Annotated in this window: 25 protein-coding genes; 12 read left to right on the top strand and 13 right to left on the bottom strand. The window is 69.8% G+C overall.

The window, feature by feature from the left end; translation table 11 throughout:
• Positions 1 to 473: 473 nt before the first annotated feature.
• Together ETD86_RS22275 and bioD are read left to right on the top strand one after the other, a co-directional pair.
• Positions 474 to 1,193, top strand: coding sequence for a GntR family transcriptional regulator (locus ETD86_RS22275; RefSeq protein ID WP_138668092.1), 720 nt, complete (start codon positions 474 to 476; stop codon positions 1,191 to 1,193).
• A gap of 154 nt (positions 1,194 to 1,347) precedes the next feature.
• Positions 1,348 to 2,061 carry a dethiobiotin synthase gene (gene bioD / locus ETD86_RS22270; RefSeq protein ID WP_138668091.1) on the top strand — a complete coding sequence of 238 codons (714 nt, stop codon included), beginning with the start codon at positions 1,348 to 1,350 and terminating at the stop codon, positions 2,059 to 2,061.
• On the opposite strand, the gene ETD86_RS22265 is transcribed toward bioD, so the two are convergent.
• Positions 2,058 to 2,636 carry a hypothetical protein gene (locus ETD86_RS22265; RefSeq protein WP_138668090.1) on the bottom strand — a complete coding sequence of 193 codons (579 nt, stop codon included), beginning with the start codon at positions 2,634 to 2,636 and terminating at the stop codon, positions 2,058 to 2,060. The two genes, bioD and ETD86_RS22265, sit on opposite strands and share 4 nt — an antisense overlap.
• Positions 2,637 to 2,768: 132 nt before the next feature.
• Here ETD86_RS22265 and ETD86_RS22260 point away from each other — a divergent pair, with 132 nt between their 5' ends.
• From ETD86_RS22260 to ETD86_RS22245, 4 genes are read left to right on the top strand one after another with little or no spacing between them, the layout of a single operon-like run.
• On the top strand, positions 2,769 to 3,929 hold the full coding sequence (locus tag ETD86_RS22260) for a sensor histidine kinase (RefSeq protein WP_138668089.1): 1,161 nt from the start codon (positions 2,769 to 2,771) through the stop codon (positions 3,927 to 3,929).
• A complete protein-coding gene (locus tag ETD86_RS22255; RefSeq protein ID WP_138668088.1) occupies positions 3,920 to 4,576 on the top strand; it encodes a response regulator transcription factor in 657 nt (218 codons plus the stop codon). Before ETD86_RS22260 ends, ETD86_RS22255 begins: the two co-directional genes overlap by 10 nt.
• Positions 4,573 to 5,349 (top strand): DUF4097 family beta strand repeat-containing protein, encoded by a 777-nt coding sequence (locus tag ETD86_RS22250; RefSeq protein ID WP_138668087.1) that lies wholly within the window; start codon positions 4,573 to 4,575, stop codon positions 5,347 to 5,349. The genes ETD86_RS22255 and ETD86_RS22250 overlap by 4 nt, the downstream gene beginning before the upstream one ends.
• 41 nt (positions 5,350 to 5,390) lie before the next feature.
• Entirely contained in the window at positions 5,391 to 7,037 is a 1,647-nt protein-coding gene (locus tag ETD86_RS22245; protein WP_138668086.1) for an acetolactate synthase, read from the top strand.
• Positions 7,038 to 7,040: 3 nt separating this feature from the next.
• On the opposite strand, the gene ETD86_RS22240 is transcribed toward ETD86_RS22245, so the two are convergent.
• Positions 7,041 to 8,615, bottom strand: coding sequence for a protein kinase domain-containing protein (locus tag ETD86_RS22240; protein ID WP_138668085.1), 1,575 nt, complete (start codon positions 8,613 to 8,615; stop codon positions 7,041 to 7,043).
• Positions 8,616 to 8,869: 254 nt separating this feature from the next.
• Between ETD86_RS22240 and ETD86_RS22235 the strand changes: the two genes are divergently transcribed.
• The gene (locus ETD86_RS22235; protein ID WP_170223209.1) at positions 8,870 to 9,259 is read left to right on the top strand and encodes a thioesterase family protein; all 390 of its coding nucleotides are present in this window, start codon (positions 8,870 to 8,872) and stop codon (positions 9,257 to 9,259) included.
• 60 nt (positions 9,260 to 9,319) lie between these two features.
• Here ETD86_RS22235 and ETD86_RS22230 read toward each other — a convergent pair whose 3' ends face one another.
• The 7 genes from ETD86_RS22230 to ETD86_RS22200 all read right to left on the bottom strand — a co-directional run bounded on the left by ETD86_RS22230 (position 9,320) and on the right by ETD86_RS22200 (position 15,753).
• The gene (locus ETD86_RS22230) at positions 9,320 to 9,532 is read right to left on the bottom strand and encodes a biotin/lipoyl-binding carrier protein (protein WP_211370228.1); all 213 of its coding nucleotides are present in this window, start codon (positions 9,530 to 9,532) and stop codon (positions 9,320 to 9,322) included.
• Positions 9,533 to 9,564: 32 nt separating this feature from the next.
• Positions 9,565 to 10,923 carry an acetyl-CoA carboxylase biotin carboxylase subunit gene (locus ETD86_RS22225; protein ID WP_138668083.1) on the bottom strand — a complete coding sequence of 453 codons (1,359 nt, stop codon included), beginning with the start codon at positions 10,921 to 10,923 and terminating at the stop codon, positions 9,565 to 9,567.
• A gap of 143 nt (positions 10,924 to 11,066) precedes the next feature.
• Entirely contained in the window at positions 11,067 to 12,359 is a 1,293-nt protein-coding gene (locus tag ETD86_RS22220; protein WP_138668082.1) for an HD-GYP domain-containing protein, read from the bottom strand.
• The gene (locus ETD86_RS22215; RefSeq protein ID WP_138668081.1) at positions 12,356 to 13,708 is read right to left on the bottom strand and encodes an HD-GYP domain-containing protein; all 1,353 of its coding nucleotides are present in this window, start codon (positions 13,706 to 13,708) and stop codon (positions 12,356 to 12,358) included. The genes ETD86_RS22220 and ETD86_RS22215 overlap by 4 nt, the downstream gene beginning before the upstream one ends.
• Before the next feature lie 224 nt (positions 13,709 to 13,932).
• Positions 13,933 to 14,874 (bottom strand): NAD-dependent epimerase/dehydratase family protein, encoded by a 942-nt coding sequence (locus tag ETD86_RS22210; RefSeq protein WP_138668080.1) that lies wholly within the window; start codon positions 14,872 to 14,874, stop codon positions 13,933 to 13,935.
• Positions 14,875 to 14,884: 10 nt separating this feature from the next.
• Complete coding sequence (gene rsrA, locus ETD86_RS22205) at positions 14,885 to 15,151, bottom strand: mycothiol system anti-sigma-R factor (protein WP_138668079.1); 267 nt, start codon at positions 15,149 to 15,151, stop codon at positions 14,885 to 14,887.
• Positions 15,148 to 15,753 carry a sigma-70 family RNA polymerase sigma factor gene (locus ETD86_RS22200; RefSeq protein WP_138668078.1) on the bottom strand — a complete coding sequence of 202 codons (606 nt, stop codon included), beginning with the start codon at positions 15,751 to 15,753 and terminating at the stop codon, positions 15,148 to 15,150. The genes rsrA and ETD86_RS22200 overlap by 4 nt, the downstream gene beginning before the upstream one ends.
• 458 nt (positions 15,754 to 16,211) lie before the next feature.
• Here ETD86_RS22200 and ETD86_RS22195 point away from each other — a divergent pair, with 458 nt between their 5' ends.
• Positions 16,212 to 16,952, top strand: a complete 741-nt coding sequence (locus ETD86_RS22195) for a class I SAM-dependent methyltransferase (RefSeq protein ID WP_138668077.1) — start codon at positions 16,212 to 16,214, stop codon at positions 16,950 to 16,952.
• Between the two features lie 47 nt (positions 16,953 to 16,999).
• Here the strand turns inward: ETD86_RS22195 and ETD86_RS22190 are convergent, their stop codons facing one another.
• Together ETD86_RS22190 and ETD86_RS22185 are read right to left on the bottom strand one after the other, a co-directional pair.
• A complete protein-coding gene (locus tag ETD86_RS22190) occupies positions 17,000 to 17,332 on the bottom strand; it encodes a TraR/DksA family transcriptional regulator (RefSeq protein WP_138668076.1) in 333 nt (110 codons plus the stop codon).
• A gap of 154 nt (positions 17,333 to 17,486) precedes the next feature.
• Complete coding sequence (locus ETD86_RS22185; protein ID WP_138668075.1) at positions 17,487 to 18,233, bottom strand: SOS response-associated peptidase; 747 nt, start codon at positions 18,231 to 18,233, stop codon at positions 17,487 to 17,489.
• Positions 18,234 to 18,490: 257 nt separating this feature from the next.
• On the opposite strand from ETD86_RS22185, the gene aroA reads away from it, so the two are divergent.
• Both aroA and rsgA read left to right on the top strand, forming a co-directional pair.
• The gene (gene aroA / locus ETD86_RS22180) at positions 18,491 to 19,780 is read left to right on the top strand and encodes a 3-phosphoshikimate 1-carboxyvinyltransferase (protein ID WP_211370227.1); all 1,290 of its coding nucleotides are present in this window, start codon (positions 18,491 to 18,493) and stop codon (positions 19,778 to 19,780) included.
• 378 nt (positions 19,781 to 20,158) lie between these two features.
• Positions 20,159 to 21,241, top strand: coding sequence for a ribosome small subunit-dependent GTPase A (gene rsgA / locus ETD86_RS22175; RefSeq protein ID WP_138668073.1), 1,083 nt, complete (start codon positions 20,159 to 20,161; stop codon positions 21,239 to 21,241).
• Positions 21,242 to 21,406: 165 nt separating this feature from the next.
• Here the strand turns inward: rsgA and ETD86_RS22170 are convergent, their stop codons facing one another.
• Positions 21,407 to 21,856 (bottom strand): DUF4442 domain-containing protein, encoded by a 450-nt coding sequence (locus ETD86_RS22170; protein ID WP_138668072.1) that lies wholly within the window; start codon positions 21,854 to 21,856, stop codon positions 21,407 to 21,409.
• A gap of 63 nt (positions 21,857 to 21,919) precedes the next feature.
• On the opposite strand from ETD86_RS22170, the gene hisN reads away from it, so the two are divergent.
• Positions 21,920 to 22,750: a histidinol-phosphatase gene (hisN, locus tag ETD86_RS22165; protein WP_425465650.1), complete on the top strand. Its 831-nt coding sequence runs from the start codon at positions 21,920 to 21,922 to the stop codon at positions 22,748 to 22,750.
• Positions 22,751 to 22,781: 31 nt separating this feature from the next.
• Here hisN and ETD86_RS22160 read toward each other — a convergent pair whose 3' ends face one another.
• Positions 22,782 to 24,554, bottom strand: a complete 1,773-nt coding sequence (locus ETD86_RS22160; protein ID WP_138668070.1) for a right-handed parallel beta-helix repeat-containing protein — start codon at positions 24,552 to 24,554, stop codon at positions 22,782 to 22,784.
• A 63-nt stretch (positions 24,555 to 24,617) separates the two neighbouring features.
• Here ETD86_RS22160 and ETD86_RS22155 point away from each other — a divergent pair.
• Positions 24,618 to 24,885: TetR/AcrR family transcriptional regulator (locus ETD86_RS22155; protein WP_138668069.1), on the top strand; the 268-nt coding region annotated here is incomplete at its 3' end.

Here is a 24,885-nt window from a genome sequence, read left to right as displayed (position 1 = left end):
CAAACCGGCCCCTGGAGTCAGCGTGCCGATGAGCGGGCAATACTCCCCAGTAGGCCGCCGCACGCCCGCCTGCTCGCGCAGTGAACACGGATACGGCATCGTTCACCCGACCGGCCTTATTACGAAATCTCATATTGTGAGAACAGTCACACTGCCGAAGTTGCGGGGGAAGCCGAAGGTGATCTCCACGGGCACGTCGTACCGCCGCGACACGGGTCGCCTACGTGCGGGGACCTGCGGCGGGCCGTTCGACGCGGCCACCGTACCGGCCTCGGTTGCGAGCGTGCGCGCCGCTGTGGATATCCTTCACCATCAGCCTGAGCAGCCCGGATTCGCACGTGCCAGGCACCGTACGCGCTCGGTGCCGGTCGGCCGCTGTCGCCCGCGGTTGACCGTTCGGGCCAATGTGAGTTCCGATGATCTCGCGGTGATCAGACACGCCTCACCGCCGTGGCAGAAGTGAAGGTGAGCGCGTGACAGACGACAGCCCCCGCGTACCGAAGTACTACGACGTCAAACGCAGCCTGCTGGAGCTCACCAAGAGCCTGCCGCCAGGCACGGCGCTGCCGCCCGAGCGCACGCTGGCCGTGCGGTTCGAGACCTCCCGCACCACCGTCAGGCAGGCGCTCACCGAGCTGGTCGTCGAGGGACGGCTGCTGCGCATCCAGGGCAAGGGCACGTTCGTGGCGCAGCCGAAGGTGGCGCAGGTGCTCCAGCTGACCTCCTACATCGGCGACCTGCGCACCGCCGGCCTGGAACCCGACACCAAGATCCTCGAGATGGGTTACATCACCGCGGACGAGGCCCTGGCGCGGCGGCTGGCCATCAATCCGGGCGGGCGCGTGCTGCGCATCCACCGGCTCCGGCTGGCCAACGGCGAGCCCGTCTCCATCGACACCACCCATCTGTCGGCGCGGCGGTTCCCGCGGCTGCGGCGGGAGCTGGAGGCGCACTCGTCGTTGTACGAGACGCTGCACAACGCCTACAACGTGCGGCTCACGGACGCCGAGGAGATCATCGAGACCGTGCTCGCCACCCCGTACGACGCCAAAGCCCTGGGCGTGGACGTCGGCCTCCCGATGCTCCTCCTCACCCGCCACGCCTTCGACGCCGACGGCAATCCGGTCGAGTGGGCGCAGTCGTTGTATCGCGGCGACCGGTACAAGTTCGTCACGCGACTGCGCCGTCCATAAAGGTCAAAACCCTTTTCTCTTACGGCAGGCCGGCTTGACCGCCTCGCCGACGTTGGCGCGCGACATTCAAGCGCCGGTCGTGAACGCTCACGTGGTTCTCGCCGTGACGAGCGCATCGTGGGCCGGCCAGGTGGTTCATGCCTACGCTGGGGTTATGAGCATCCTCGTCGTCACAGGGACCGATACCGGCGTCGGCAAGACGGTCGTAGCGGCGGCCGTAGCGGCGCTGGCCAGAGGACGGGGCTCTTCCGTGGCCGTGGTCAAGCCCGCTCAGACCGCCCTCGCTTCCGGCGACGCAGGGGACCTCGACACCGTCATCCGGCTCTCCGGGGTGACCACCACGTTCGAGTTGTGCCGTTACTCCGAGCCGCTCTCCCCTGCCGCCGCGGCGCGGGTGGGAGGGCTCCCACCCGTGTCGTTGGCGGATGTCGCACGGCTGGTGCGGGAACTGGCGGAGAGCAACCGGCTGGTGATCGTGGAAGGCACTGGCGGGTTGCTGGAGCGGTATGACGAGGACGGCGGGACCATCGCGGATCTGGCGCGATCGCTGGGCGGGCAGGTGCTCGTGGTCGTGGGGGCAGGGAGCGGGAGCGTCAATCAGGCGGCGCTCACCCTGGAGGCCCTCGCTCATCGTGGGCTCGAACCGGTCGGGCTCGTCATCGGGCGATGGCCTGAGGAGCCCGGGGTCGTGGAGCGGAGCAACGTGGCCGATTTGGAGATGCTGGCGGCACGGCCGCTGGCGGGTGCGTTGCCGGAACGGGCGGGCGGCCTCGGCAGGGAGGCGTTCGCACAGGTGGCGCGCAAAGGATTGGGGCCCGCGCTCGGTGGCGTGTTCGATCCCTCGGCGTTCCGGCAACAGGTCCTCTAGCAGGAGGCCTCGGGGAGCTCGCAGACTCTGACCGTCATGGTTTCCGCCTGGGCTATCAGGTCACGGAACCGCTGGATCGGCAGGCTCTTGGTCGGCCAGGCGGACTCGCCCACCAAGTAGACGGCGGCGCCCCGGCGTACCGCCACCGCGTGCTCGCCGTTCTCGAAGAAGCGGCCGCCTGCGCGCAGGCCCTCGTCGCCCACGTCGAGCGGCCTGGAGAAGTAGCGGTAGCGTTCCCAGCCCTTACCGACGTCGGCGCATTTCCTGAGGTCGGCGCGGAGCAGGTTCATGGCCCGCTTGGCGTGCTCGACGTCCTTGTAGACGACCAGCTGCTCGTACTTGCTCTCGTAGCCGTCCCCCGCGTAGAGCACGGCGCGGGTGGTCAGGCGTCCCCCGTCCCGGCGCGAGCGGTGGAAGCACGGGTTGAGCTGAAGTGGCAGGTTCCTGGAGTCGGTCTCCTTGTAGGTCTCCCACTCCTTCGCGGGCGGATGTGACTCCATGAACAACATTCCGTCCGGCAGCCCGCCGGACATCATCGCCGCCGCCAGTGCGACGGCGACCCCCATCTGGATCATTGTCGACCTCCCTGCCTCATGAGATGCCGGAAGGTGCGGATTAGTTCGGCCGGGGGGGTAGAGCTAGCCCCACCCTCCATCCGCACACCAGACGTATTTCGCGTGTTCCCTACAGCTCAATACCGTGGAGGCATGAAAGTCCCCCGTCCGTGGTCGGCACGGGCCTGGCTCGACACGGGACACGTGATGATCGGCCTGCCGGTCGCCATCGTGCTCGGTGGGCTGACGCTCGTCCTGATCGTGGCGCCTCCCCTGCTGCGGCGCCGGCTGCCGTGGTTCACCCGGGTGCAGCGCTCCCGGTTCGAGGCGTTCCTCGGCGTGCACATCCCGCCCGTGCAAACGCCGAGCCAGTGGCGCAGCCCGGCCACGTGGCGGCAGATCGGCTACCATCTGCTGTCCCCGATCGTGGGGCTGGCGGCCGCGTTCCTGGTGGCGGTGGCGTGGGGCGGGGCGATCGTGGGGCTGTTGTCGTTCCTGCCGGCGAAGCTGTCGGGCCCTCCGCTGGAGTTCGTGTTCGACCTCAGGGACAACCGGGTGGTGCTGCTCTTCATGGTGATCGGGCTGGTGCTGATGGTGCTCGCGCCGATCCTGGCGCGCGGCATGGCGGCGCTGGACCTGTCGGTGGCGCGTACGCTGCTCGGCCCCAGCCGGTCCGAGCTGGGGCAGCGGATCGAGACGCTGACCGAGAGCCGGGCCGGCGTGATCGACGCGGCCGACGCCGAACGCCGCAGGATCGAGCGGGACCTGCACGACGGCGCCCAGCAGCGGCTGGTCTCGCTCGCCATGAACCTGGGCCTGGCCAGGGCCACCCTGACCGACCTGCCCGAGCCGGCCAAGGAGGCCATCGCGCAGGCGCACGAGGAGGCCAAGCAGGCGTTGAAGGAGCTGCGCGACTTCGTCCGGGGCCTGCATCCGGCCGTGCTCAACGACCAAGGCCTCGACGCGGCGCTGTCCGGCGTCGCCGCCCGCGCCCCCTTCCCCGTGAAACTGCACGTCGACATCGAGCGGCGTGCCACCCCGACCATCGAGGCGGTGGCCTTCTTCATCGTGTCCGAAGCACTGACCAACATCGCCAAGCACGCTGCGGCCACCAAGGCCGAGATACGCGTGCGGAGCGAGCGCGACCGGCTGCACGTGCTCGTGTACGACGACGGCTGCGGCGGCGCCCGGCTGGACGCCGGCACCGGGTTGCGCGGCCTGGCCCAGCGCATCGACTCCGTCGACGGGACGCTCCGGCTGTCCAGCCCGCTCGGCGGCCCGACGACGATCGAGGTGGACCTGCCGTGCGAGTAGTGCTCGCCGAGGATTCGGTGCTCCTGCGTGAGGGGCTGATCAGGCTGCTCGACGCCTCAGGCATGGAGGTCGTGGCGGCCGTGGACGAGGCCGAGGGGCTGCTGCGGGCGGCCGAGGAGCACCGGCCGGAGCTGGTCATCACCGACGTCCGCATGCCGCCCACGCACACCGACGAGGGGCTGCGGGCCGCGCTCGTGCTGCGCCGCCAGCAGCCCGGCCTGCCGGTGCTGGTGCTCTCGCAGTACGTCGAGGAGCGCTACGCCGCCCAGCTGCTGGCCTCGGCCACGAACGGCGGCGTCGGCTACCTGCTGAAGGACCGGGTGGCGGACGTGGCCGAGTTCATCGACGCGCTGCGCAGGGTGGCCTCCGGCGGCACCGCGCTCGACCCGGAGGTGGTGGCACAGCTCCTGCTACGCGGCAACAGCGACCCGCTGGAGCGGCTGACGCCCCGCGAGCACGAGGTGCTCGGGCTGATGGCGGAGGGCCGTTCCAACACCGGCATCGGCCAGGCTCTCGTCCTCAGCGAGGGAGCCGTGGGCAAGCACATCGGCAACATCTTCACCAAGCTCGACCTGCCCCCTGCCGAGGGCGACCACCGGCGGGTGCTCGCCGTCCTGCAGTTCCTGAAGATCAGGAGCCTGCCGTGAGAGCCGCCTGGCTGACGGCCGGGGCCGTGGCGACGGTGATCGCGCTGCTGATGTCCACGTCGCTGCTCTGGCGCGGCTTCGCCAGAGCCAGGACGCCGGTGGACACCGAGCTGAGGTCCATCCCGTTCACGAAGGACAAGGTCGAGATCGCGGCGGCCTCCGGGCAGGTCGATCTCGTCATCCTGCCCGGCCAGGCCGGCGAGCTGCTGATCAACAGGACGCTGCGGTGGTCAAGGGACCGGCCGGACGTCACCGAGGACTGGGACGCCACCGCCTCGACCCTGCGGCTGGAGGTGTCCTGCCCGGGTGCCGACCAGCCGGACGGCCCCATCTGCCAGGCCGAGTACATGATCACCGTGCCGCCGGAGACCGACATCGTGGCCAGCACGACCCGGGGCGAGCTCGACGTGGCCGCGACCTTCGGGAGCCTCCGTCTGACCTCCGTCTCGGGCGACCTCCGCCTCCACGACGTCGCCGGCTCTGTGTGGGCCAGGACCGGCACCGGGCGCATCGAAGGGGAGCGGCTCGACGGCGACGTGGCCGACGTGGAGGCCGGCTCCGGCCGAGTCCATCTGTCGTTCAGCGGCCCGCCGACGTCCGTCCGGGCTGTGGTCAGGACCAGAGGCAACATCACCATAGGCGTGCCCACCGGGGCCTACAACGTGGCCGTGGACGCCACCAACTCCACCATCGGCATCAAGCGGGACAAGGAATCACCGCGGAAGATCATCGCGACGACGGCGGAGGGCACCGTGTCCTTGTTCCACCATTGAAGGTCTGTTTACCCGTGTGACTGGTTGGTAAGTTCCCCGGCATGGAGTCTGCGAAGCACGCCGGTGACGCCGCCGTCGCCGTGTCCAAGGCCTATGGTGTCGAGACCATGTTCACCCTGTCGGGAGGTCATGTCTTCCCGCTCTACGACGGCGCGGTGCACGAGGACATGCGCATCCTCGACGTACGCCACGAGCAGAGCGCGGTGTTCGCCGCCGAGGCGACGGCCAGGCTGACCAGGAGGCCGGGACTGGCCGTGCTGACCGCCGGCCCCGGCATCACCAACGGTGTGAGCGGCATCGCGACCGCCCACTTCAACGGCTCGCCGGTGGTCGTCATGGGCGGGCGCGCACCCCAGTCGCGCTGGGGCAGCGGCGCGCTGCAGGAAATGGACCACCCGCCGCTGCTCGGCCCGATCACCAAGTTGTCGTTCACCGCGAGCGGCGCCGACTCCGTCGGCCAGGACGTCGAGTCGGCCTTCCGCACGGCCGTCGCGCCTCACCGGGGCCCGGTCTTCCTCGACTTCTACATGGATCATCTGTTCTCTCCATCGCCGGTCCACAAGGTGCAGACGCAGACGCCGTCGCCGCTGGAGCCCGACCCCGACGACGTGGCCGCGATCGCGCGGCTGCTGGCCGAGGCCGAGCGCCCGGTGCTGGTGTACGGCTCGGACGTGTGGATGGACCGGGCCGAGGAGGCGGCGCGGGACTTCGCCGAGACGTGGCGGCTGCCGGTCATCCCCAACGGCCAGGGCCGCGGCATCCTGCCCTCGGGGCACGAACTGCTGGTCACCCGGGCCCGCGGGCAGGCCTTCGCCCAGGCGGACCTGGTGATCGTGGTCGGCACGCCGCTCGACTTCCGGCTGGGTTATGGCTGGTTCGGGGGCAAGGACGGCGCGCCGCTGGCCCGCGTGGTGCACATCGCGGACGCGCCCTCGCAGCTGGCCACGCACATGCAGCCGGTCGCGTCCGCCGCCGGCGACCTTTCGGTGGTGTTCTGGAGCCTCGGCACCGCCTGCGGCGACGCGGGGGTCAAGCCGGACGCGTACGCCTCGTGGGTGTCGAAGCTGTCCGAGGCGGCCGCAGCGGCCATCGCAGGCGACGCCGGGCTCCTGGCCTCGGACTCCGACCCGATCCACCCCATGCGCGTGTACGGCGAGCTGGGGAAGGTGCTGGCCGAGGACGCCGTGGTGATCGGCGACGGCGGCGACTTCGTCTCGTACGCGGGCAAGTACGTCGAGCCCAAGCAGCCGGGCAACTGGCTCGACCCGGGCCCGTACGGCTGCCTGGGCACCGGCCTCGGCTACTCCATCGCCGCCCGCCTGGCTAGGCCGTCCTCCCAGGTGGTGCTGCTGCTCGGCGACGGCGCCGCGGGCTTCTCGCTGATGGACGTCGACACCCTCGTCCGCCACAAACTGCCGGTCGTCATGATCTGCGGCAACAACGGCATGTGGGGCCTGGAGAAGCACCCCATGCAGCTGCTGTACGGCTACGACGTGGCCGCCGACCTGCAACCGCAGTGCCGCTACGACCAGGTCGTGACTGCGCTGGGCGGCGGCGGCGAGCTGGTCACCAAGCCGTCGGAGATCGGCCCGGCGCTGCGCAGGGCGTTCGACTCGGGCGTCCCCTACATGGTGAACATCGCGACCGACCCCCAGGTCGCCTACCCGCGCAACACCACCGGCGTATAGCCGCTACTTCGGCGTGGTGGTGGGAGTCACCGACGGCGTCGAGCAGACGCCGTCGATGACGACCAGCGTGACCGGCTTCGTCACGTCGTACGCCGTGCCGCCGGCCGGGTTGGTCTTCTGGATCTTGCCACAGCGCATGCCGTTGACGCTGGTGGTGTTGTCGATCACGCGGGTGTCGAAGCCGGCCGCCACCACCATCTCGTCGCCCTGCAGGAAGGGCATGCCGACGACCTTGGGCACGAGCACCTTCTTGACGGTCGGTGTGGGCGTGCTCGACGGCGTCTTCGACGGTGTCGGGCTGGATGACTTCGACGGCGTAGGGGTCGGAGTCTCCTCTTTCTCGGTCTTCGTGGGCCTCGGCCGGGTGGTGATCGGCTTGGGATCCGGCGTCGACTCCGCGGTCCTGGTCCTCTTCGGGCTCGGGGGCTTGGTCGTGGTCTGGGTCGTGCTCTTCGTGGCAGCGGGAAGCGTGGTGTTCGTCGGCGTCGGGGCCCCGGTGGTCATGCCGGTCAGCGCGACGGCGGTAGCGCCCGCGCCGAGCACCACCAACGCGGCGATGCCCGCGATCAGACCGGTCCTGCGCGGGGCCTTGGCGGCGCGGCGGCCGCGCCGCTCGGCCACCGTCGTCGCGTCCTCGTTACGGGCGATGCGCATGCCGGTCTGGTACGGGCTCGCCTCGTACTGACCGGTCTGGTGCGCCGGGTAGTCCGCCGGCGGCACCATCGTGGCCCCGGTGACCGGCGGGTGCACCGGCTCAGGGACCTGACCGCTGGCGATCGCGCGGGCCGCCTCGCTCATGGCCTTGGCCGTCGGGTAACGCCTCGTCGGGTCCTTCGACAGAGCGATCTCGACCAGGGTGCGCACGGCGTGCGGGATGTCGGCAGGGAGCGGCGGCGGGGCCTCGCGGATGTGCTTGAGCGCGATCGTGACCGCGCTGTCGCCGTCGAACGGCCGCTGCCCCATGAGGCACTCGTACGCGACCACGCCGAGCGCGTAGATGTCGACCGCAGGCGTGACAGGGGCGCCCTCGGCCTGCTCGGGCGCGCAGTAGGCGGCCGTGCCCAGCACCATGCCGGCGTCCGTGAGCCGGTTGGCCAGGTCGGAGCGGGCGATGCCGAAGTCGGTCAGCACCAGCGTGCCGTCGCGCTGCACCAGCAGGTTGCCCGGCTTGACGTCGCGGTGCACGATGCCCTGGTCGTGGACGGCCTGCAGCGCCGACGCGGCCTGCGCGATCAGCTCCATGGCCGCCTGCGGCGGGATCCTGCCCAGCCTGGCCAGCAGCCGGTCGAGCGGCTCGCCGTCCACGAACTTCATCACCAGATAGACGGTGTCGCCGCTGACGCCGTAGTCGTAGACGTCGACGACGCCCGCGTGGTTGATCGTGGCCATCGCCCGCGCTTCCCCCTGAAAGCGAGCGACGAACCCAGGATCCTCCATGCGGCCCGGAAGCAGCACCTTGACGGCGACGGTGCGGGCAAGGACGATGTCCTCGCCTCGCCACACCTCGCCCATGCCACCGGCGCCGATGCGGGTATCAAGCCGATACCGCCCCGCCAGTGTTGTCCCTTGGGCCACCATGATCCCCCGCTAACCCCCTACCTCTGTAACCTCTTCCACCCCGCGGTTCTCCAACAAAGCGAACCTTTGTCGCGGTGAGGTAACACAGCGGTCACGGAACTCAGAGAGTGTACGACTCACTAGTCTCACATGCCACTCATATGTCTCAAGCCGTACAAACCCTATCCTGCGGCCTTAAGAAGCTACTTGTCCGCGTTTCCGGGAAGTCAGGTGACCTATTAGAGGGTGCCCGCAGGGCCCCCTAGGCTGATCCCATGACGCTCGCTCCGGGTCTCCGCTCCCAACTGCTCATCATGGTCGAGATGGAGGACACCGCGAAGAGGATCGGCAGCGGAGACGTGCCCGTGCTGGCCACGCCCCGCCTGCTCGCGCTGGCCGAGGCGGCCACCGTACGCGCGGTCGAGCAGCACCTCGCGCCCGGCGAGACGTCCGTCGGCACCAGGGTCGAGCTCGAGCACCTCGCCGCCAGCCCGCTGGGCGCACACGTCCAGATCACCGTCGAGCTCACCGAGGTCGACGGCCGACGGCTCGTCTTCGCCTTCACGGCCCACGACAAGCGCACCGTCGTGGGCCGCGGCACGATCGAGCGCATCGTGGTCGACCGCACCGAGTTTCTGGCCCGCTCCCGCCGTCGCCTGGGCTGAGGAAGGCGGCTCCCCAGTGACCGACCCCGCCTCCACGCAGTGGAGGCCGTGAACAGGGCGCTACTCGATGACGGCGATCAGGTCACCTTCCTGAATCACGTCGCCCTCGGCCACCTTCAGTTGTGCCACCACACCGTCGTCCTCGGTCAGCACCGGGATCTCCATCTTCATGGACTCGAGGATGACCAGCGTGTCGCCGTCCGAGACGGTGTCGCCCTCGCTGACGAGGACCTTCCACACATTCGCCACCATCTCAGCGCGTACCTCAGCCACCAGGACTCCCCTCGATCATCGATGTACACACCTTAGGCCCGCATCCTTGCGACCAAGCCCGTGTCATAGTCGCCGGTGACGAACTCGGCGTTGTCCAGCAACTCCACACAGAACGGCAAGTTGTTCTTGGGGCCCACGACCACGAACGCCCCGACCGCCTTACGGCCCTTCTCCAGCGCGTCGGCGCGGTCTTCGCCGTACACGCAGAGCTTGGCCATCAGCGGGTCGTAGAACGGCGTGACCGTGTTGCCCGCCTCATAACCGGAGTCCACCCGGACGCCGTCGAAGCTGGGCTCGTCCCACTCCATGATCTTGCCGGGTCCGGGGAAGAACCGCTTCGGATCCTCGGCGTAGACGCGGAACTCGATCGCGTGCCCCCTGGGCTCGGGCCGCACGTCGGGGCTCTCGCCCGCGGCGACGCGCAGCTGCAGCTCGACCAGATCCAGGCCGGTGACCAGCTCGGTGACCGGGTGCTCCACCTGCAGCCTGGTGTTCATCTCGAGGAACACGAAGTCCTGCTTGTCGGCGTCGACCAGGCACTCGACAGTGCCCGCGCCGAGGTAACCGACGGCCTCGCCGGCGCGCACGGCGGCGGCCAGCATGCGCTCGCGCAGCTCGGGGGTGATGCCAGGGGACGGGGACTCCTCGACGACCTTCTGGTGGCGGCGCTGCACCGAGCAGTCCCGCTCGCCCAGGGCCACGATTCGGCCGTCGGGCAGGCCGAGGATCTGCACCTCGACGTGGCGGGCCCGCTCGATGTACCGCTCGAGCAGCACCGCCGGCCCTTCGAGCGCGTCGCCTCCGGTGAACCTGGCGGCCGCCCGCGCCGCCTGCTCGTACGCCTTGCTCAGGCCCTCGTCGTCGAGGGCCACGCTCATCCCGATGCCACCACCGCCGCCCGCGGTCTTGACCATGACCGGATAGCCGATGGACTCGGCCGCCCGCAACGCCAGCGACAGGTCGGTGACGGGCTCGCGGGTGCCCGCGGCGACCGGCACGCCGGCGGCCTCCATGAGGTTCCTGGCGTTGATCTTGTCGCCCATACGGTCGATGGCCTCGGGCGCGGGACCGATCCACACCATCCCGGCGTCGATCACGGCTCTGGCGAACGCGGCGTTCTCCGCGAGGAAGCCGTAGCCCGGATGCACCGACTTGGCGCCGGTCACGCGGGCCGCTTCCAGCACCTTCGCGACGTCCAGGTAGCTCTGCGCGGGGTTGGCCGGGCCGATCGGCACGGCCTCGTCGGCCTCACGCACGAACGGCAGGTCGGCGTCGGCCTCCGAGTAAACGGCGACGGCACGCAGCCCCATCCGCTTGACCGTGCGGATGATCCGCCGCGCGATCTCCCCCCGGTTGGCGATCAGAACGGGTCCCAGCGAATCAGTAAGCACGCGCCCACCCTATGGCCGCCACCGGCTTACCCCCTTTCCCCCGAAACCACCGATCCGGCGATGGCGTTCTGTAGAAACCCCACAAAGGTGAACGGGTGGAAACGTGACCAGCGCATGCCGAACTGCGGGAGGACCACAACCGCCTAGAGACGGCCCCGGTCGATCACGCGCGCCAGCGCCTCCAGCGCGTGCGGATCGTACGCCCCGCCGGGGGCCAGCCTGATGCGTTCCAGCGCGGCGCCCGCGCGGTCACGGTCGGTCGAGGGCCCCACCAGGTCGTCGTAGGCGTTGGCGACCTTGATGATGCGGCTCGACAGCGGCGGGTCGTCGGCGATCGGATCGCACTGACGTCTGACGACCTCCGCCACCCGGTCCAGCACGCCCGTCTGCTTGATCACCTCGGCGCCCAGCTCGGCGATGCGACGGGCCTGCTCCGGCTCGCTGAGCACGGTGGCGCCGCCGGGGATGGGGTCACGCAACGACAGCTGGCCGATGTCGTGCATGAGCGCGGCGTACTCCAGCTCCAGCAGCTCGGGCTCGGCCATGCCCAGCTCTCTGCCGATCGCCAGGGCCAGGCGGCTGACCCGGCGCGAGTGGCCGGGCTCAACGTAGCCGCCGACCTCGGTGACGCGGGACAGCGCGCGCACGGTCTGCAGGTAGGTGGCGCGGATGCCGGCGTACTTGCGGAAGGCGACCTGCGTGACCAGCAGCGGCGCCGCGAACACCAGCAGCGCGACCAGGTCCATGCTGTGCGTGGCCAGCGCCAGCAACACCCCGGACGAGCCCACCGCCGCGCCGAGCGGCAGCGCCATGTTGAGCTCGTCGCGGACGGCCACCCGGAACGCGGTGCGCACCTGCTCGGACCTGAGCCAGGCCGCGACCAGCACGTCGATCATCACGGTGGCGACGATGAGCGCGACCATGACGGCGAGCGCCGGCCACCAGGTGCTGGTCGGCGCCTCGGTCAGCCGGTAGAGCGGGTCGGCCAGCGGGCGGAAGGCGAAGGCCAGCAGCGCGCCGGTGAGCAGGCGGCGGGCCATCCCGTCCAGGCGCGGCGGGCGGCCCACCGCCAGGTGCGGCAGCGCGCCCGCCAGCATGCCGACCGCGATCACGGCCACGACCTGCAGGGCCGAGTGTTTCAGCTGATTCTGGCTGAGGTCGAGCAGCAGCGTGTAGCCGAGCGCGGCTGCGGCGCCGATGGGCGCGACCTCCCTGTTGCCCGGCATGGTGAGCCTGGCCAGCTCGCCGACCGCGATCAGCGCGCCGAACCCGACGGCGATCTGCGGGCGATCGAGCCCGACGGCGGCCGTGTGCGCGATGCCCGCGACCGCGACCAGGCCGGCGGCGCAGATCAGCAGCAGCTGGCCCGAGTCGAGCCGGCGCAGGACCGTGTTCGCCGACCGTTCAGTACGCCTGGGGCGTTCCGTGGTGATCATGGCCCGGTCACGACCTGGATCGGCATGGTCGGGTCATCGTGGTCCTTGATCGGGGCCTCGGCCGGGTCCGGCGGCGGCTCGACGCGCCGCGGCGGCTGCCACGGCTCCCGCTCGAGCGCGCGGATGAAGGCCGCGACCATGACGGGGTCGAAGTGCTTGCCCGCGCTCTTGCGCAGCTCCTCGATGGCCTCGGGCACGGGCCTGGCGCCGCGGTAGGAGCGGTCGGAGGTCATCGAGTCGAAGGCGTCGGCCACCGCGATCACCTTGGCGAACTCAGGGATCTCGTCGCCGGCCAGGCCCATGGGGTAGCCGGTGCCGTCGTGCTTCTCGTGGTGGTGCATGATCCCGGCGTACGCCTCGTCGAGGAAGCCGATGCCGCGCACGATCTCCAGCCCGCGCATCGGGTGCAGCTGGATCGCGGCGAACTCCTCCTCGGTGAGCGGCCCGTCCTTCTGCAACACCTTGGTGGGTACGCCGAGTTTGCCCACGTCGTGCAGCATGCCGGCGTACCGGATGGCGCGTACGCGCTCCAGCCCCATGCCGATCTCCTGAGCGATCATGGACGAGGCCAGCGAGACCCGCGTGCAGTGGCCGCGCGTGTAGTAGTCCTTGGTCTCCACGGCCTGGCAGAGCGCGGCGATGGTGGCGTCGTACGAGCGCTGCTGCGCGTGGTACTGCCCGAAGGCCCACCGCGCCACGAACAGCGGCAGCAGCACCAGCACCGCCGAGATCGACTGCACGGTCGCCCAGAGCCCGGCCACGAGCAGCCCGAACGTGCCGTACCCCAGATAGGACAGCAGGAACTGGACCATGCCGCGCAGCGGGACCTCGGTGGCCCGCACCCTGGTGGCGAGCCCGATCATGGTGAGCGTGAGCGCGATGTTGAGCGGCACGAACACGGCCGTGGCCGCCACGTAGGGGCCGATGAGGTCGTCGAACGCGTTGACCTGGGGCACGCCGACCTGGCCGTCGAGCGCCACGTAGACCCGCCCGGCCACGTAGCCGCAGATGGCGAACTGCGCGCCGTTGAACAGCCGTTTGATCAGCGGCAGCCCCGGCCGCACGCTGAGCACGGCGGTGAGCCCCACCAGCGCCGCGCCCTCCGGTCCGATCAGCACCACGGCAGCCAGCGAGGCGGAGAAGCTGACCGACACCGCGAACTGGTCCACGTTGAGCAGCGTCGGCATCGACTCGCACACCAGAAAGAGCAGGGCGAGCACCAGCAGGACATCGAGATCCTCCGGGGCCACCGGAGCGCCGGAAGTGATCGCGCCGCGTACGACGAGCGCGGCCGCCGCGCCGATCACGGCGACCAGATAGACCCGCGCCGGCCATGGCAGGTCACGCATTGCGCCCCCCTACGGTGTGATCAGGTCCAGGACACTCCAGGAGGTACCGCTCCGCCGATGAGCATCACCACCGGGGTGATCAACACGAGGGCGGTGAACAGCCTGGCGACCATAACCTTCAACATCCACATGCCTCCACGTCGACTCTCTGGGGCTCACGCTACAGAAGACGACGTGGGCGCACCGGCGGAGCGGGAAATCGCAAGCAAAGCGTAATCAAGCCACTACGAGCCGCGACGTGATCTAGCCCACTCCACGGTGTTCTTGATCCCGGTCCCCAGGTCGACACGCGGCTGCCAGCCGAGCTCCTCGTGAGCCGGTACCGGGTCGACCGCCATGGCCGGCAGGTCGCCCAGGCGCGGCGGCGCGAACCCCGGCTTGTCGGCCGCCCCCGCGGCGTCGGCGATCAGCGAGTGCAGCCGCCGGTCGGTGGTCTGGATGCCGGTGCCCAGGTTGAACCGGCGCCCGTCGCCGGCCTGGCCGCAGGCCCGGACGAAGCCGTCGACCACGTCCTGGACGTAGATGTAGTCGCGGGTCTGGCTCCCGTCGCCGTAGACGACGGTGGGCGTGCCGCTGAGCAGGCCGTCGGTGAAGATCGACACGACCCCCGCCTCGCCTTCCGGCGACTGGCGCGGGCCGTAGACGTTGGAGAGCACCAGCGTGGTGTATTCGATGCCGTAGAGCGCGCGGAACGTGGCGAGGTAGATCTCGCCGCTCAGCTTCGAGGCGGCGTACGGCGAGCGCGGGTCGGTGGCCGCGTCGCCGGGCACGGGGATGGTGGTCGGCCGGCCGTAGACGGCCACGGAGGAGGCGAACAGCACCTTGCGCGTGCGGCCCACGTGAGCGGCGTCCAGCACGCGCGCGGTGCCCTCCACGTTGACGGAGGCGTCGTGCGCCGGGTCGGCGACGCTCTTGCGCACGCTGATCTGCGCCGCCAGGTGGCAGATCACCTCGGGCTGAAGCTCGGCCGTGAGATCGGCCAGCGCCGGGTCGCGCACGTCGAGCTCGTGCAGGCGGAACCGGTCACTGGTGACGGCTTGAGCCAGGTTGTCCCTGCTCCCCGACGACAGATCATCCACCGCGACGACCTCGTGACCGTCCGCGAGCAGACGATCGACGAGATTCGAACCGATGAACCCGGCACCCCCGGTGACCAACACGCGCATGGGGTGAATCTTAGTCGGCCAGCTCGGCCCTCACCTGAGCGATACGGGCCAGCACCTTGGAACGCAGGTCGCCCGGCACGGGGTCGCAGCCGCAGTGCTTGTGCACCAGCTGCTTGATCACCTTGTCCAGGTCGTATTCCTTGAGGCACGGGCTGCATTCGTCGAGGTGCACCCGGATCTCGACGACGTCGGCCTCGGTCAGCTCGCCGTCGAGATAGGCGTAGACCTTGTCCAGCACCTCGCGACAGTCGGTGTCGTGTGGGTTGCCACAGCTCATTTCGATCCCTCCGCCGGGACCAGACCCCGCTCGCGAGCATAATCCTCAAGGAGGCCCCGCAGCTGCCTGCGTCCCCTGTGCAGCCTCGACATCACGGTGCCGATCGGAGTGCCCATGATGTCGGCGATCTCCTTGTAGGGAAAGCCTTCGACGTCGGCCAGGTAGACCGCGATCCTGAACTCCTCGGGCAGCGCCGCCAGTGCTTCCTTGATGTCGCCGTCGGGCAGATGCTCGAGAGCCTCGACCTCGGCGGACTTCAGGCCGCTCGAGGTGTGCGACTCGGCCCTGGCGAGCTGCCAGTCCTCGATCTCCTCCGTGCCGGACTGCTTCGGCTCGCGCTGCTTCTTGCGGTAGCTGTTGATGAACGTGTTCGTCAGAATCCGGTAGAGCCACGCCTTGAGGTTGGTGCCCTGCTGGAACTGATGGAACGAGGCGAACGCCTTGGCGAAGGTCTCCTGCAGGAGGTCCTCCGCGTCCGCGGGATTCCGGGTCATCCGGAGCGCGGCGGAGTAGAGCTGCTCGAGATACGGCATGACGTCTCGCTCGAACCGCTCGCTGCGCTGCTCCAGCGTCTCCGCGTTTGTCGCGGGCACCGGACCCACCCCCCTAAGATCACCGGTGACCGGCTGTGGCAGGACACCGTACTCAGGGGAGGATACCCGCTGTACCGAGGCCGGCTGGGCATCGGGCCGGGGGTGGAGGAATGGAGCGAAGGAGCTCGGGGGGAGAGAGCGAGAGTAACAATGCCAACGAGCCCCGAAGCGGTCGCGACCATCAACACTGGCGAAGGAGCTCGGGGGGAGAGAGCGAGAGTAACAATGCCAACGAGCCCCGAAGCGGTCGCGACCATCAACACTGGCGAAGGAGCTCGGGGGGAGAGAGCGAGGCGCGAGCCAACGAGCGCCGGAGCGGTCGAGACCATCAACAACAGCGAGCATGCTCGTCGCAACACCCCCGCGCCGTTGTCTGTTCCCGCAAGATAGAAGGTACGAAGGACCCGGTGCGGGGAACGTCATACGTACCGGCTGGTAGCCCTTTTTCCGGAACCCAGGAGTCGCGTGTGCTGCCCATTCCGGCCGAGGAACTGAACGGCTCAGGCACGCTCGGGCCGTACTGGACGTTCTACCGCGCCGTCGCCGCCGAACAACTCAACCGATGGCTTCCCGCCGAGCCCTCCGTGATCCTCGATCTCTCCGGCGGTCGCGGGCGATGGTCCGGCCAGGCGGCCAGGGCAGGGCATCGGGTGATCGAGTTGCTCGACTTCCGCCGCACCGTCGACACGCAGTCCCGGTTGCGGGACGCCGACCGCGTCCGGCACATCCGCGCCGACGACCTGGCGTTCCTGCCGGACGCGAGCGTGGACGCGGTGCTCGCCGAGGAGCGGGTGATGTCGATCGAGCTGATGGCGGAGTCGGCGATGAACGACGTGGCCAGGGTGCTGCGGCCGGGCGGGCGGGCGCTGGTGTGCGTCGACTCGCTGGTCCTGGGCATGGCGATCCTGGCCGAGCAGGAGCAGTGGCAGCACCTGAGGCAGACCGGCGAGGTCATGCTCGTGCCCTGGCCGGACGGCAGCATCACACGCTGCTTCAGCAGCACGCAGCTGCGCGAGCTGCTGATCGGCGCCGGGCTGGAGGTGGAGTGGATGCGGCCGCGCACGGTGTTGTCGCCGTCCACGGTCGACCACGTGCTCGGCTCCGACGCGCGCGCCCTGGCCTGGCTCGTGCGCACGGAGCTCGAGGCCCACCCGGACGACGACGACACGGTCGGCATCCACCTGGTGGCCAGCGCCCGTAAGAGCTGAACCCGCCGTTCTTCGTGTCCGGCGGCTCGCTCCAGACGTCGGCTGCTCTAGTGCCGGCGCTCCTTCTTGGACTGGCACTGGACGCAGCGCGCCGCCTCGGGTCGCGCCTCGAGGCGGCCTTCGGGCACCGGCTTGCCGCAGTCGACGCACCTGCCGTACGCGCCTTCCTCCAGGCGCTTGAGCGCCTCGATCACCGCCCGCCGCTGTGCGGTGGCCACGGTGAGCATGGCCTGAGCACGGTCGGCGTCGGTCAGGTCCGAGCCTGCGTCGGCCGCCGAGTGCTCGCGTACCGCGACAGGATCGCCCTGAAGGACCCCGATCGAACGATCGAGCTCGGCGAGCATGTCTTCCAACCGCTCACGAGCGGTCGTGACGTCCACGAATCCGCACCTCCGGGTAAAGAGGGCAACCCGCGGCGAGGACTCCCCGGTTGTCCCGCCCGGTGGCAATTAGGGGCTTTTATGGCGGTGACACCGAGTAAACGGATGCATCGCTTTCCTCACCGGATGCCCACTTACCGTGCTTCTTACACCTTTAGAAAAGCGCCGTTTCCTCCTCATCAGGAAGGGGTTTGATGAGGTCCGGCCCGTTGTTTCTGACGTTGTTGACATCCGTCGAGACCGGGTACGCCGTGAGCCGCCCCTGCTCGGCCGGGACCAGCAGCCGCGAGGCCTGCTCGACGTCGGTGAGCTTGGGGTCGAGCCACTCCTGCCAGCGATCCCGCTCGATCATCATGGGCATCCTGTCGTGGATGCGGCCCAAGTGGTCCTCGGCGTCGGTGGTGATGACGGTACAGGTGACGAGCCACTTGAGCGGGTCGTCGTCGTCCCGCGACGGGTCCTTCCAGAATTCGTACAGGCCCGCCATGGCCAGCACCCCGCCGTCCTCCGGATGGATGAAGTACGGCTGCTTCTTCTTTTTCTCGCCTTCGACCGGCATCCATTCGAAGTAGCCGTCGGCCGGGAGCAGGCATCTGCGCTTGGCGAACGCCTGGCGGAACGACGGCTTCTCGGCCACCGTCTCGATCCTGGCGTTGATCAGCCGCGACCCTATCGACGGGTCCTTCGCCCAGGCAGGCACCAGGCCCCACTTCACGACCCTCAGCTGCCGCACCGCCCGCTCGGCCTCCTTGGGCACGCGGCTCATGACGGCGTAGACGTTCTTGGTGGGGGCGACGTTGTAGTCGGCGTTGAGCTCCTTGTCGGGCTCGGCGTCGAGCTCGACCTGGAACTCCTCGAGCAGCTCGTGCTTCTTGCGCGCCGATGCGTATCTACCGCACATGACCCCACCCTGCCACGTACGGCTTTCGCTCGCATGTTTGCTTCCGCACCAGTCCGCCGTGTGCACCACCCGCCGTATGCACCACCCGCCGTATGCGCCGTCCGCCGTGTGCGCCGTCCACGGTGTGCGCCGTCCACGGTGTGCGTCGTCCACGGTGTGCGTCGTCCGTGCGGGCGTCGTCCACAGGGCCGAGACGCCACGTACTCGTTATCCACAGGCTGTGACCTCGCTCCGCCACGCCCCAGTAGTCTTTGACCATGTCCGCTCCGCACTGGCCCGCACCCACCGCGACCGCCCCTGTCACCGCCACCGTCCCGTTGCCCGGCTCCAAGTCGGTGACCAACCGGGCTCTGGTCCTCGCCGCGCTCGCCGACGGCCCGGGCGTCGTGCGCCAGGCGCTCCGCAGTCGTGACGCGGACCTCATGGTGGCCGCGCTGCGAGCGCTGGGCACCACGCTGGTGGCGAGCAACGAGACCTCGGCGGGCGTGGACTGGCACGTGACCCCCGGCCCGGTCCGCGGCGGCGCCGCCATCGACGCCGGCCTGGCGGGCACGGTCATGCGTTTCGTCCCGCCCATGGCGGCCCTGGCCGACGGCCCCGTCTCCTTCGACGGCGACCCGCACGCCCGCAAACGCCCGATGGGCCCCATCCTCGACGCCCTGCGCGCGCTGGGGGCGCGGGTGGACAACGACGCGCTGCCGTTCACGATCAGCGGCCCGCTGGCGGGCGGCGAGGTGACGCTGGACGCGTCGGGGTCGTCGCAGTTCGTCTCGGGGCTGCTGCTGACGGCGGCGCGGTTCGAGAAGGGCATCACGATCCGCCATGTGGGCCCGCCGGTGCCTTCGCAGCCGCACATCGAGATGACCGTGCAGCTGCTCAGGGCGGCCGGCGTCACGGTGGACGACAACGAGCACGACGTCTGGCGGGTCGAGCCCGGGCCCATCGCGGCCAGGGATCTGACGGTGGAGCCCGACCTGTCCAACGCGGCCCCGTTCCTGGCCGCGGCCCTCGTCACAGGCGGCACGATCACCATCCCGGCCTGGCCACGTGAAACGACGCAGCCGGGCGACGCCCTGCGCGGTCTGGTGACGGCCATGGGCGCCACGGTGACCAGGGCGGAGGGCCCCGGCGCGGACGTCACCGACCTGGTGGTCACGGGTACGGGCGAGATCTCCGGCATCGACGCCGACCTCCACGAGGTGGGGGAGCTGACCCCGACGATCGCCGCCCTAGCCGCGCTCGCGACGACGCCGAGCCGCATCCGCGGCGTCAGCCATCTGCGCGGCCACGAGACCGATCGCCTCGCCGCGCTGGCCACCGAGATCAACCGTCTGGGCGGCGACGCGGAGGAGACCGAGGACGGCCTCATCATCCGCCCCCGCCCGCTCCACGGCGGCACTTTCCGCAGCTACGACGACCATCGCATGGCCACGGCCGGCGCCGTGATCGGCCTCAGGGTGCCCGGCGTGGAGGTGGAGAACATCGCGACCACCGCCAAGACCCTCCCGGAGTTCGTCCAGATGTGGACGGCGATGTTGGAAGCATGATGACTCGCCTGCGACGGCCGGACCCCGGACCGGGGCACACCACCACCCGCGCCCGACGCCTGAACCCGGAGCCGGTCACACGATGACCGGTCCCGGGGCCCGGCTGGTTTCACGACCTCCGCTCCGGGCACGTCGGAGAAGGGCGACACGTGCTGGCGCGCCGCTGCCCGCATTCCGACGCGAGGATCTGCCCGCACCACGCCACCCGCCCAGGCCCGGGCGGCGCGCCCACAACAGAGACCAGTGCACGACAACGGACCACCCCCTCCGGAGGTCTCCTCCGCCCGGGTGCCGTGACCGAACGCCCAGGGTGCGACGTCAGCAGCCACATCAAGCCGCTGACGACCGCCCCGACAGGCATTCACCAGCAATGAATCCATGGAAGGGGAGCGAGCGTATGGGAGCGGACCGCTGAGGAAGCGGGAGTACGACGAGGACGACGTACGGGTCAGACCGGGCAAAGGCTCCCGGCCGCGGACTCGTATTCGCCCCGCGCATGAAGACGCCGTCGAAGGTTTCGTGGTCGCGGTCGACCGCGGCCGCTACACGACGCTGGTCGAGCCCGGACGCCCCAAGGGTTCGGCCCAGAAACGTAAGCAGCAGCAAGGCCACCTCGTGGTCGCGATGAAGGCCCGCGAGCTGGGCCGCAAGGGCATCGTCGTAGGCGACAGGGTCGCCCTGGTCGGCGACGTGTCCGGCCGCCCCGACGCCCTGGCCAGGGTGGTCCGCGTGGAGCCGCGCACCTCGATGTTGCGCCGCTCGGCCGACGACACCGAGGACACCGACGGCATCGAACGCCCGATCGTGGCCAACGCCGAACAGCTCGTCATCGTGACCGCCCTGGCGGACCCGCCGCCCCGGCCACGCATGATCGACAGGATCCTGGTGGCGGCGTTCGACGCGGACATCGACACCTTGCTCTGCCTCACCAAGTCCGACCTCGCCCCGCCGGACGAGCTGGTCGCGCTGTACGAGCCACTGGGCGTGGCGCACGTCGTCGTCCACAAGGGCAGCCCGCTGGACGAGCTCCGCGAGCACCTGACCGGTCGCATCAGCGTCATGGTCGGCCACTCGGGCGTCGGCAAGTCCACCCTGGTCAATGTCCTGGTCCCGGATGCCAACCGAGCCGTCTCCCAGGTCAACGCGGTAACCGGCCGCGGCCGCCACACGTCCACGTCCGCCGTGGCCTTGGAGCTCCCGGACGGCGGCTGGATCATCGACACGCCGGGGGTCCGCAGCTTCGGCCTGGCACACGTGTCGGTGGAGACGGTCCTGGCCGCGTTCCCCGACCTGGTGGAAGGCACTGTCAATTGTCCTAAAGGCTGCACCCACCTGGGTGACGGCTGCGCACTCGACGCCCTGGTAGCCGAGGGCAGCGCCGACCCGACCCGTCTGGAATCCCTCCGCCGCCTGCTGTCCAGCCGCGAAGGCACCCTCGACGACGATCCCCAGAGCCCGTAGCCTCACGACGCCCCGCCGTGCCCCGGTGCAGGTCCCTCGGGGCAGGGAGCAAGGGTCCGGGCCGGCCCTCGCTCGACCACCGCGCGGGCCGGCCGCCGAATGGCCGGCGAGACCGACATCACTCAAGCGGCGCGCGGCCACGATCAGGAAGAGCCGAGGTGGCGGTCAGGGGCGGTTGTTGGGGCGGAAGGTCCAGGTGACGGTGAAGGTCGACACCAGGGTGCCGTCGGCGTTCTTGATGTCGACCGCCACGTCGAACACGGGCCGCTCCCCCGCGTCCAACTGCGCGACCACCTCATCCCTCGTCACCAGTAGTCGCGCCTCGGCAGAGACCTCGCCCTTGGCAAGCTTCCGGTACTCGATCGCCGCCGACGTGGCCAGCGGAACCGCCCGCTCCAGTTGATCCCCGAGGGCGGACAGCATCGCCGCTCCCGACGCCGACTCGGCCAGCGTGAACAGCGCTCCCGCATGCGGGCCCGCCACGTGGTTGTGCAATTCCCGCCGGTCGGGCAGGCGGCCAACGGCCTGGCCGTCCCCGACGGTGTCGAAGGTGATACCCAACGTGCGGGCAAAAGGGACGGTCTGGAGCAGCAAAGCACCGATATCTAGCGACATGATCGATATGTTACTGGCAAGTAATAGAAATGGGAGTTACCAGAAAAGAGCCCTCTGTGACTGATGTTCTGTATACCCGACACGGTAGCGTGGGCGATCGTGCAGGGTTATTCCGATGATCTACGCCTCGCGCATGTCATGGCGGACGCCGCCGACGACATGACCATGCGCCGGTTCAAGGCGGTCGACCTCAAGGTCGACACCAAGCCGGACCTCACGCCGGTCAGCGACGCCGACCGCGCCGTGGAGGAGGCGATCCGCGGCACGCTGCGCCGTGCCAGGCCGCGTGACGCGGTCGTGGGCGAGGAGTTCGGCAAGACCGGCTGGGGCGCCCGGTCGTGGATCATCGACCCCATCGACGGCACCAAGAACTACGTACGCGGTGTGCCCGTGTGGGCGACGCTGATCGCGCTCATGGAGTACGGCAAGGTCGTGGTCGGCCTGGTGTCCGCCCCGGCGCTCGGCCGGCGCTGGTGGGCGGCGACCGAGGGCGGGGCGTGGACCGGCAAGAGCCTGACGAAGGCGTCCAGGATGCGTGTGTCCTCGGTGTCCGACCTGGAGGACGCGTCGTTCTCGTACTCGAGCTTCGGCGGTTGGGAGAAGACCGGCAAGCTCGACAACTTCCTCGACCTCGGCCGCACGTGCTGGCGGACCAGGGCCTACGGTGATTTCTGGTCGCACATGATGGTCGCCGAGGGGTCGGTTGACCTGTCCGCCGAGCCCGAGTTGTCCCCGTGGGACATGGCGGCGCTGACGGTGATCGTCGAGGAGGCCGGCGGCGTCTGGACGGACGTCGCGGGGGTGAGGGGCCTGGAGGGCGGCAGCCTGGTCTGCACCAACGGCATCTTGCACGACGAGGTCATCCAACGCCTCAACGGCACGCGCATGAGATAGCGGATGCCCGCACGGCGGTTCGTCCGGCGCCTTACCGCAGAGACGTCTCGGCGGCTCGCTTGGACGTGCGCGATCCCGGTCGGGGATGGAGCAGACCCGCCTGGGACCGGATGGCGGCGGTGGCGGCGTTCAGTTCCTGTTCATTTTTGAACGTCACATTCCCCTCGTACGCCACCCCATCAGGCGGGCTGTCGTGCCCCACCGGGTCGGCGTCCCAGTAATTCCCCCGGTAGACGACGTTCTCCAGCGGCGGTGCCACCCCTAGCACGGCCGTGTTGTCCGCCCGCGCGACGACGTTCCCCTCCACCGTCACCCACGCGGCCCCGTAGTCGGTGTAGAGCCCGAAGTTGTACGGCGTGCGCGTGTCCTCGATGACGTTCCCCTGCACCGTCGCCCCATCCTCACGCGACGACCCCTGCGGCCCGGACACGTAGATCCCGCCACCGTCGGCCAGCACCTTCATGGTGTCCACGGTGAGGTTGCGCAGGACGCGCAGCCCCTCACCGGGACCGGCGACGATCCCGCAGTGCGGTACGTCCGCGATCTCGTTGTTCGCGACGACGCACCTCTGCCCGCCCGACACGGCGATCCCCGGCGTCCCGCTGTAGTCGAGCCCGACATCATGCACCCAGGTGTCCTCGATCGTGACGTCCCGCCCGTCCGACACGGAGATGCCGCCGCCCGACAGCGTGTCGAAATCACAGCCGCGCATGGCGACCTCGACGCCCCCGGACACACTCAGCCCGAACGCCCCCAACCGGGTGAACCGGCAGCCCTCGATCTCCGCGCCCGCCACGTCCTCGAACGTCACGCACGCCGGGATCGACGCCGACGCGGCGGGGAACGTCACCGACGCCCCCTCCCCCAGGACGGCCGTCTCCACGCCGCCGCCCTCGTAGTAGCCGCTGCCGTGATAGTGCAGGAACCCCTCAGGACGGCTGGGACGCAGCCAGGTGGCATCGGCGAACACCAGCCCGCGGAGAGACACGTTCCGCGTCCCCACGACACGCAGAAGCGTTTCCAGGACCGGCGCGACCACCCGCGTACGCTGGGGGTCCTCGCCCGGACGGGGCAGATAGAGCAGGAGGTGCGCGCCAGGACGCGACCGGTCGAGCACGAACGTCCCTGGCTCGGTCAGGAAGGCGGCGTCGTTCTCGATCCGCGTGGGCAGCCCGAGCCCGCTGGACGTCTGCCCCTCCCAGGTGGAGTTGTAGAGCTCGGCGGCCCACCCGAACGCGGGCTGCGCCATGGTGACCACCGTCGCATCGCCATCGGCCGAGACCCCGGCGACCCCGCAGCGGGCCTCGGTCCAGGGATAGACACCGCGGTAGACGAATTCGACGTCGCCCGGGCTGTGCCACAGGCGCGGATCCGCGCTGTCCGTGACGTAACCCGTGACGGTCGGGCGGGCATCGCCGGGCAACGCCGGAATGCCGGCGCGGAGGGCCCGGCGGCCGTCCACGTAGAGCTGGCGCGTGTCGAGGCGGCCGACATCGGCCGTCCACACGCCGTCCCGCACCTGCCACCCCGTGATGAGGCGGCCGCCGCTCACCACGGCCCGCTCCTGATCGGGAGTGCCGTAGCCGTAGGCCTGGTAGACGATCCGGTGGCCGTCACGCCCCGAATCGGCGTCGGTGAGCTCTAAGGTCCTCGTCAGTACGTGGGCGCCCGCCCTGAGGTGGACGACGACGTCTCCGGCCGCCTCGCGGGCCGCGGACCGGGCGCGTTCGAGGGTGGCGAAGGGCTGCGCTGCGGAGCCTGGCCCGGTGTCGTCACCAGAAGGCGCGACATGAAAATGGAACATCGGAACTCCTTTTGCTGTTTATGGCGTACACGTAGTAGTACACCATAAACAAGGAGGGCGCCAATGACGCGAGGCAGCGCCGGGGATCCGGACCGGGGGATCGAGCTGCTCTGGCAGGCTCGGGAGCGCGACCCCCGGCCCGGTCTCAGCCTGGGGCGGATCGTCCTGGCCGCCATCGAGCTGGCCGACGCCGAAGGGCTGGCGGGACTGTCGATGCGCAAGGTGGCCGATCGGCTCGGCTTCACGACCATGTCCCTCTACCGGCATGTGCCCGGCCGGGACCAGCTCGTGGATCTCATGGTGGACGAGGTCCTGAGCGAGCACCCCGACG

The sequence above is a fragment of the Nonomuraea turkmeniaca genome (assembly GCF_005889735.1).
GTDB lineage: Bacteria > Actinomycetota > Actinomycetes > Streptosporangiales > Streptosporangiaceae > Nonomuraea > Nonomuraea turkmeniaca.
The sequence above is the reverse complement of the archived record's forward strand: the minus strand, read 5'-3'. Positions and strand labels throughout refer to the sequence as shown.

What these genes read in the sequence shown, in the direction of transcription:
- bioD (WP_138668091.1), top strand. Translation starts at nt 1,348, where the DNA reads ATGAGCATCCTCGTCGTCACAGGGACCGATACCGGCGTCGGCAAGACG.
- hisN (WP_425465650.1), top strand. Translation starts at nt 21,920, where the DNA reads ATGTTCTGTATACCCGACACGGTAGCGTGGGCGATCGTGCAGGGTTAT.
- ETD86_RS22265 (WP_138668090.1), bottom strand. Translation starts at nt 2,636, where the DNA reads ATGATCCAGATGGGGGTCGCCGTCGCACTGGCGGCGGCGATGATGTCC.
- rsrA (WP_138668079.1), bottom strand. Translation starts at nt 15,151, where the DNA reads ATGAGCTGTGGCAACCCACACGACACCGACTGTCGCGAGGTGCTGGAC.
- aroA (WP_211370227.1), top strand. Translation starts at nt 18,491, where the DNA reads ATGTCCGCTCCGCACTGGCCCGCACCCACCGCGACCGCCCCTGTCACC.
- ETD86_RS22170 (WP_138668072.1), bottom strand. Translation starts at nt 21,856, where the DNA reads ATGTCGCTAGATATCGGTGCTTTGCTGCTCCAGACCGTCCCTTTTGCC.
- ETD86_RS22160 (WP_138668070.1), bottom strand. Translation starts at nt 24,554, where the DNA reads ATGTTCCATTTTCATGTCGCGCCTTCTGGTGACGACACCGGGCCAGGC.
- ETD86_RS22235 (WP_170223209.1), top strand. Translation starts at nt 8,870, where the DNA reads ATGACGCTCGCTCCGGGTCTCCGCTCCCAACTGCTCATCATGGTCGAG.
- ETD86_RS22245 (WP_138668086.1), top strand. Translation starts at nt 5,391, where the DNA reads ATGGAGTCTGCGAAGCACGCCGGTGACGCCGCCGTCGCCGTGTCCAAG.
- ETD86_RS22215 (WP_138668081.1), bottom strand. Translation starts at nt 13,708, where the DNA reads ATGCGTGACCTGCCATGGCCGGCGCGGGTCTATCTGGTCGCCGTGATC.
- ETD86_RS22185 (WP_138668075.1), bottom strand. Translation starts at nt 18,233, where the DNA reads ATGTGCGGTAGATACGCATCGGCGCGCAAGAAGCACGAGCTGCTCGAG.
- ETD86_RS22220 (WP_138668082.1), bottom strand. Translation starts at nt 12,359, where the DNA reads ATGATCACCACGGAACGCCCCAGGCGTACTGAACGGTCGGCGAACACG.
- ETD86_RS22260 (WP_138668089.1), top strand. Translation starts at nt 2,769, where the DNA reads ATGAAAGTCCCCCGTCCGTGGTCGGCACGGGCCTGGCTCGACACGGGA.
- ETD86_RS22210 (WP_138668080.1), bottom strand. Translation starts at nt 14,874, where the DNA reads ATGCGCGTGTTGGTCACCGGGGGTGCCGGGTTCATCGGTTCGAATCTC.
- ETD86_RS22240 (WP_138668085.1), bottom strand. Translation starts at nt 8,615, where the DNA reads ATGGTGGCCCAAGGGACAACACTGGCGGGGCGGTATCGGCTTGATACC.
- rsgA (WP_138668073.1), top strand. Translation starts at nt 20,159, where the DNA reads ATGGAAGGGGAGCGAGCGTATGGGAGCGGACCGCTGAGGAAGCGGGAG.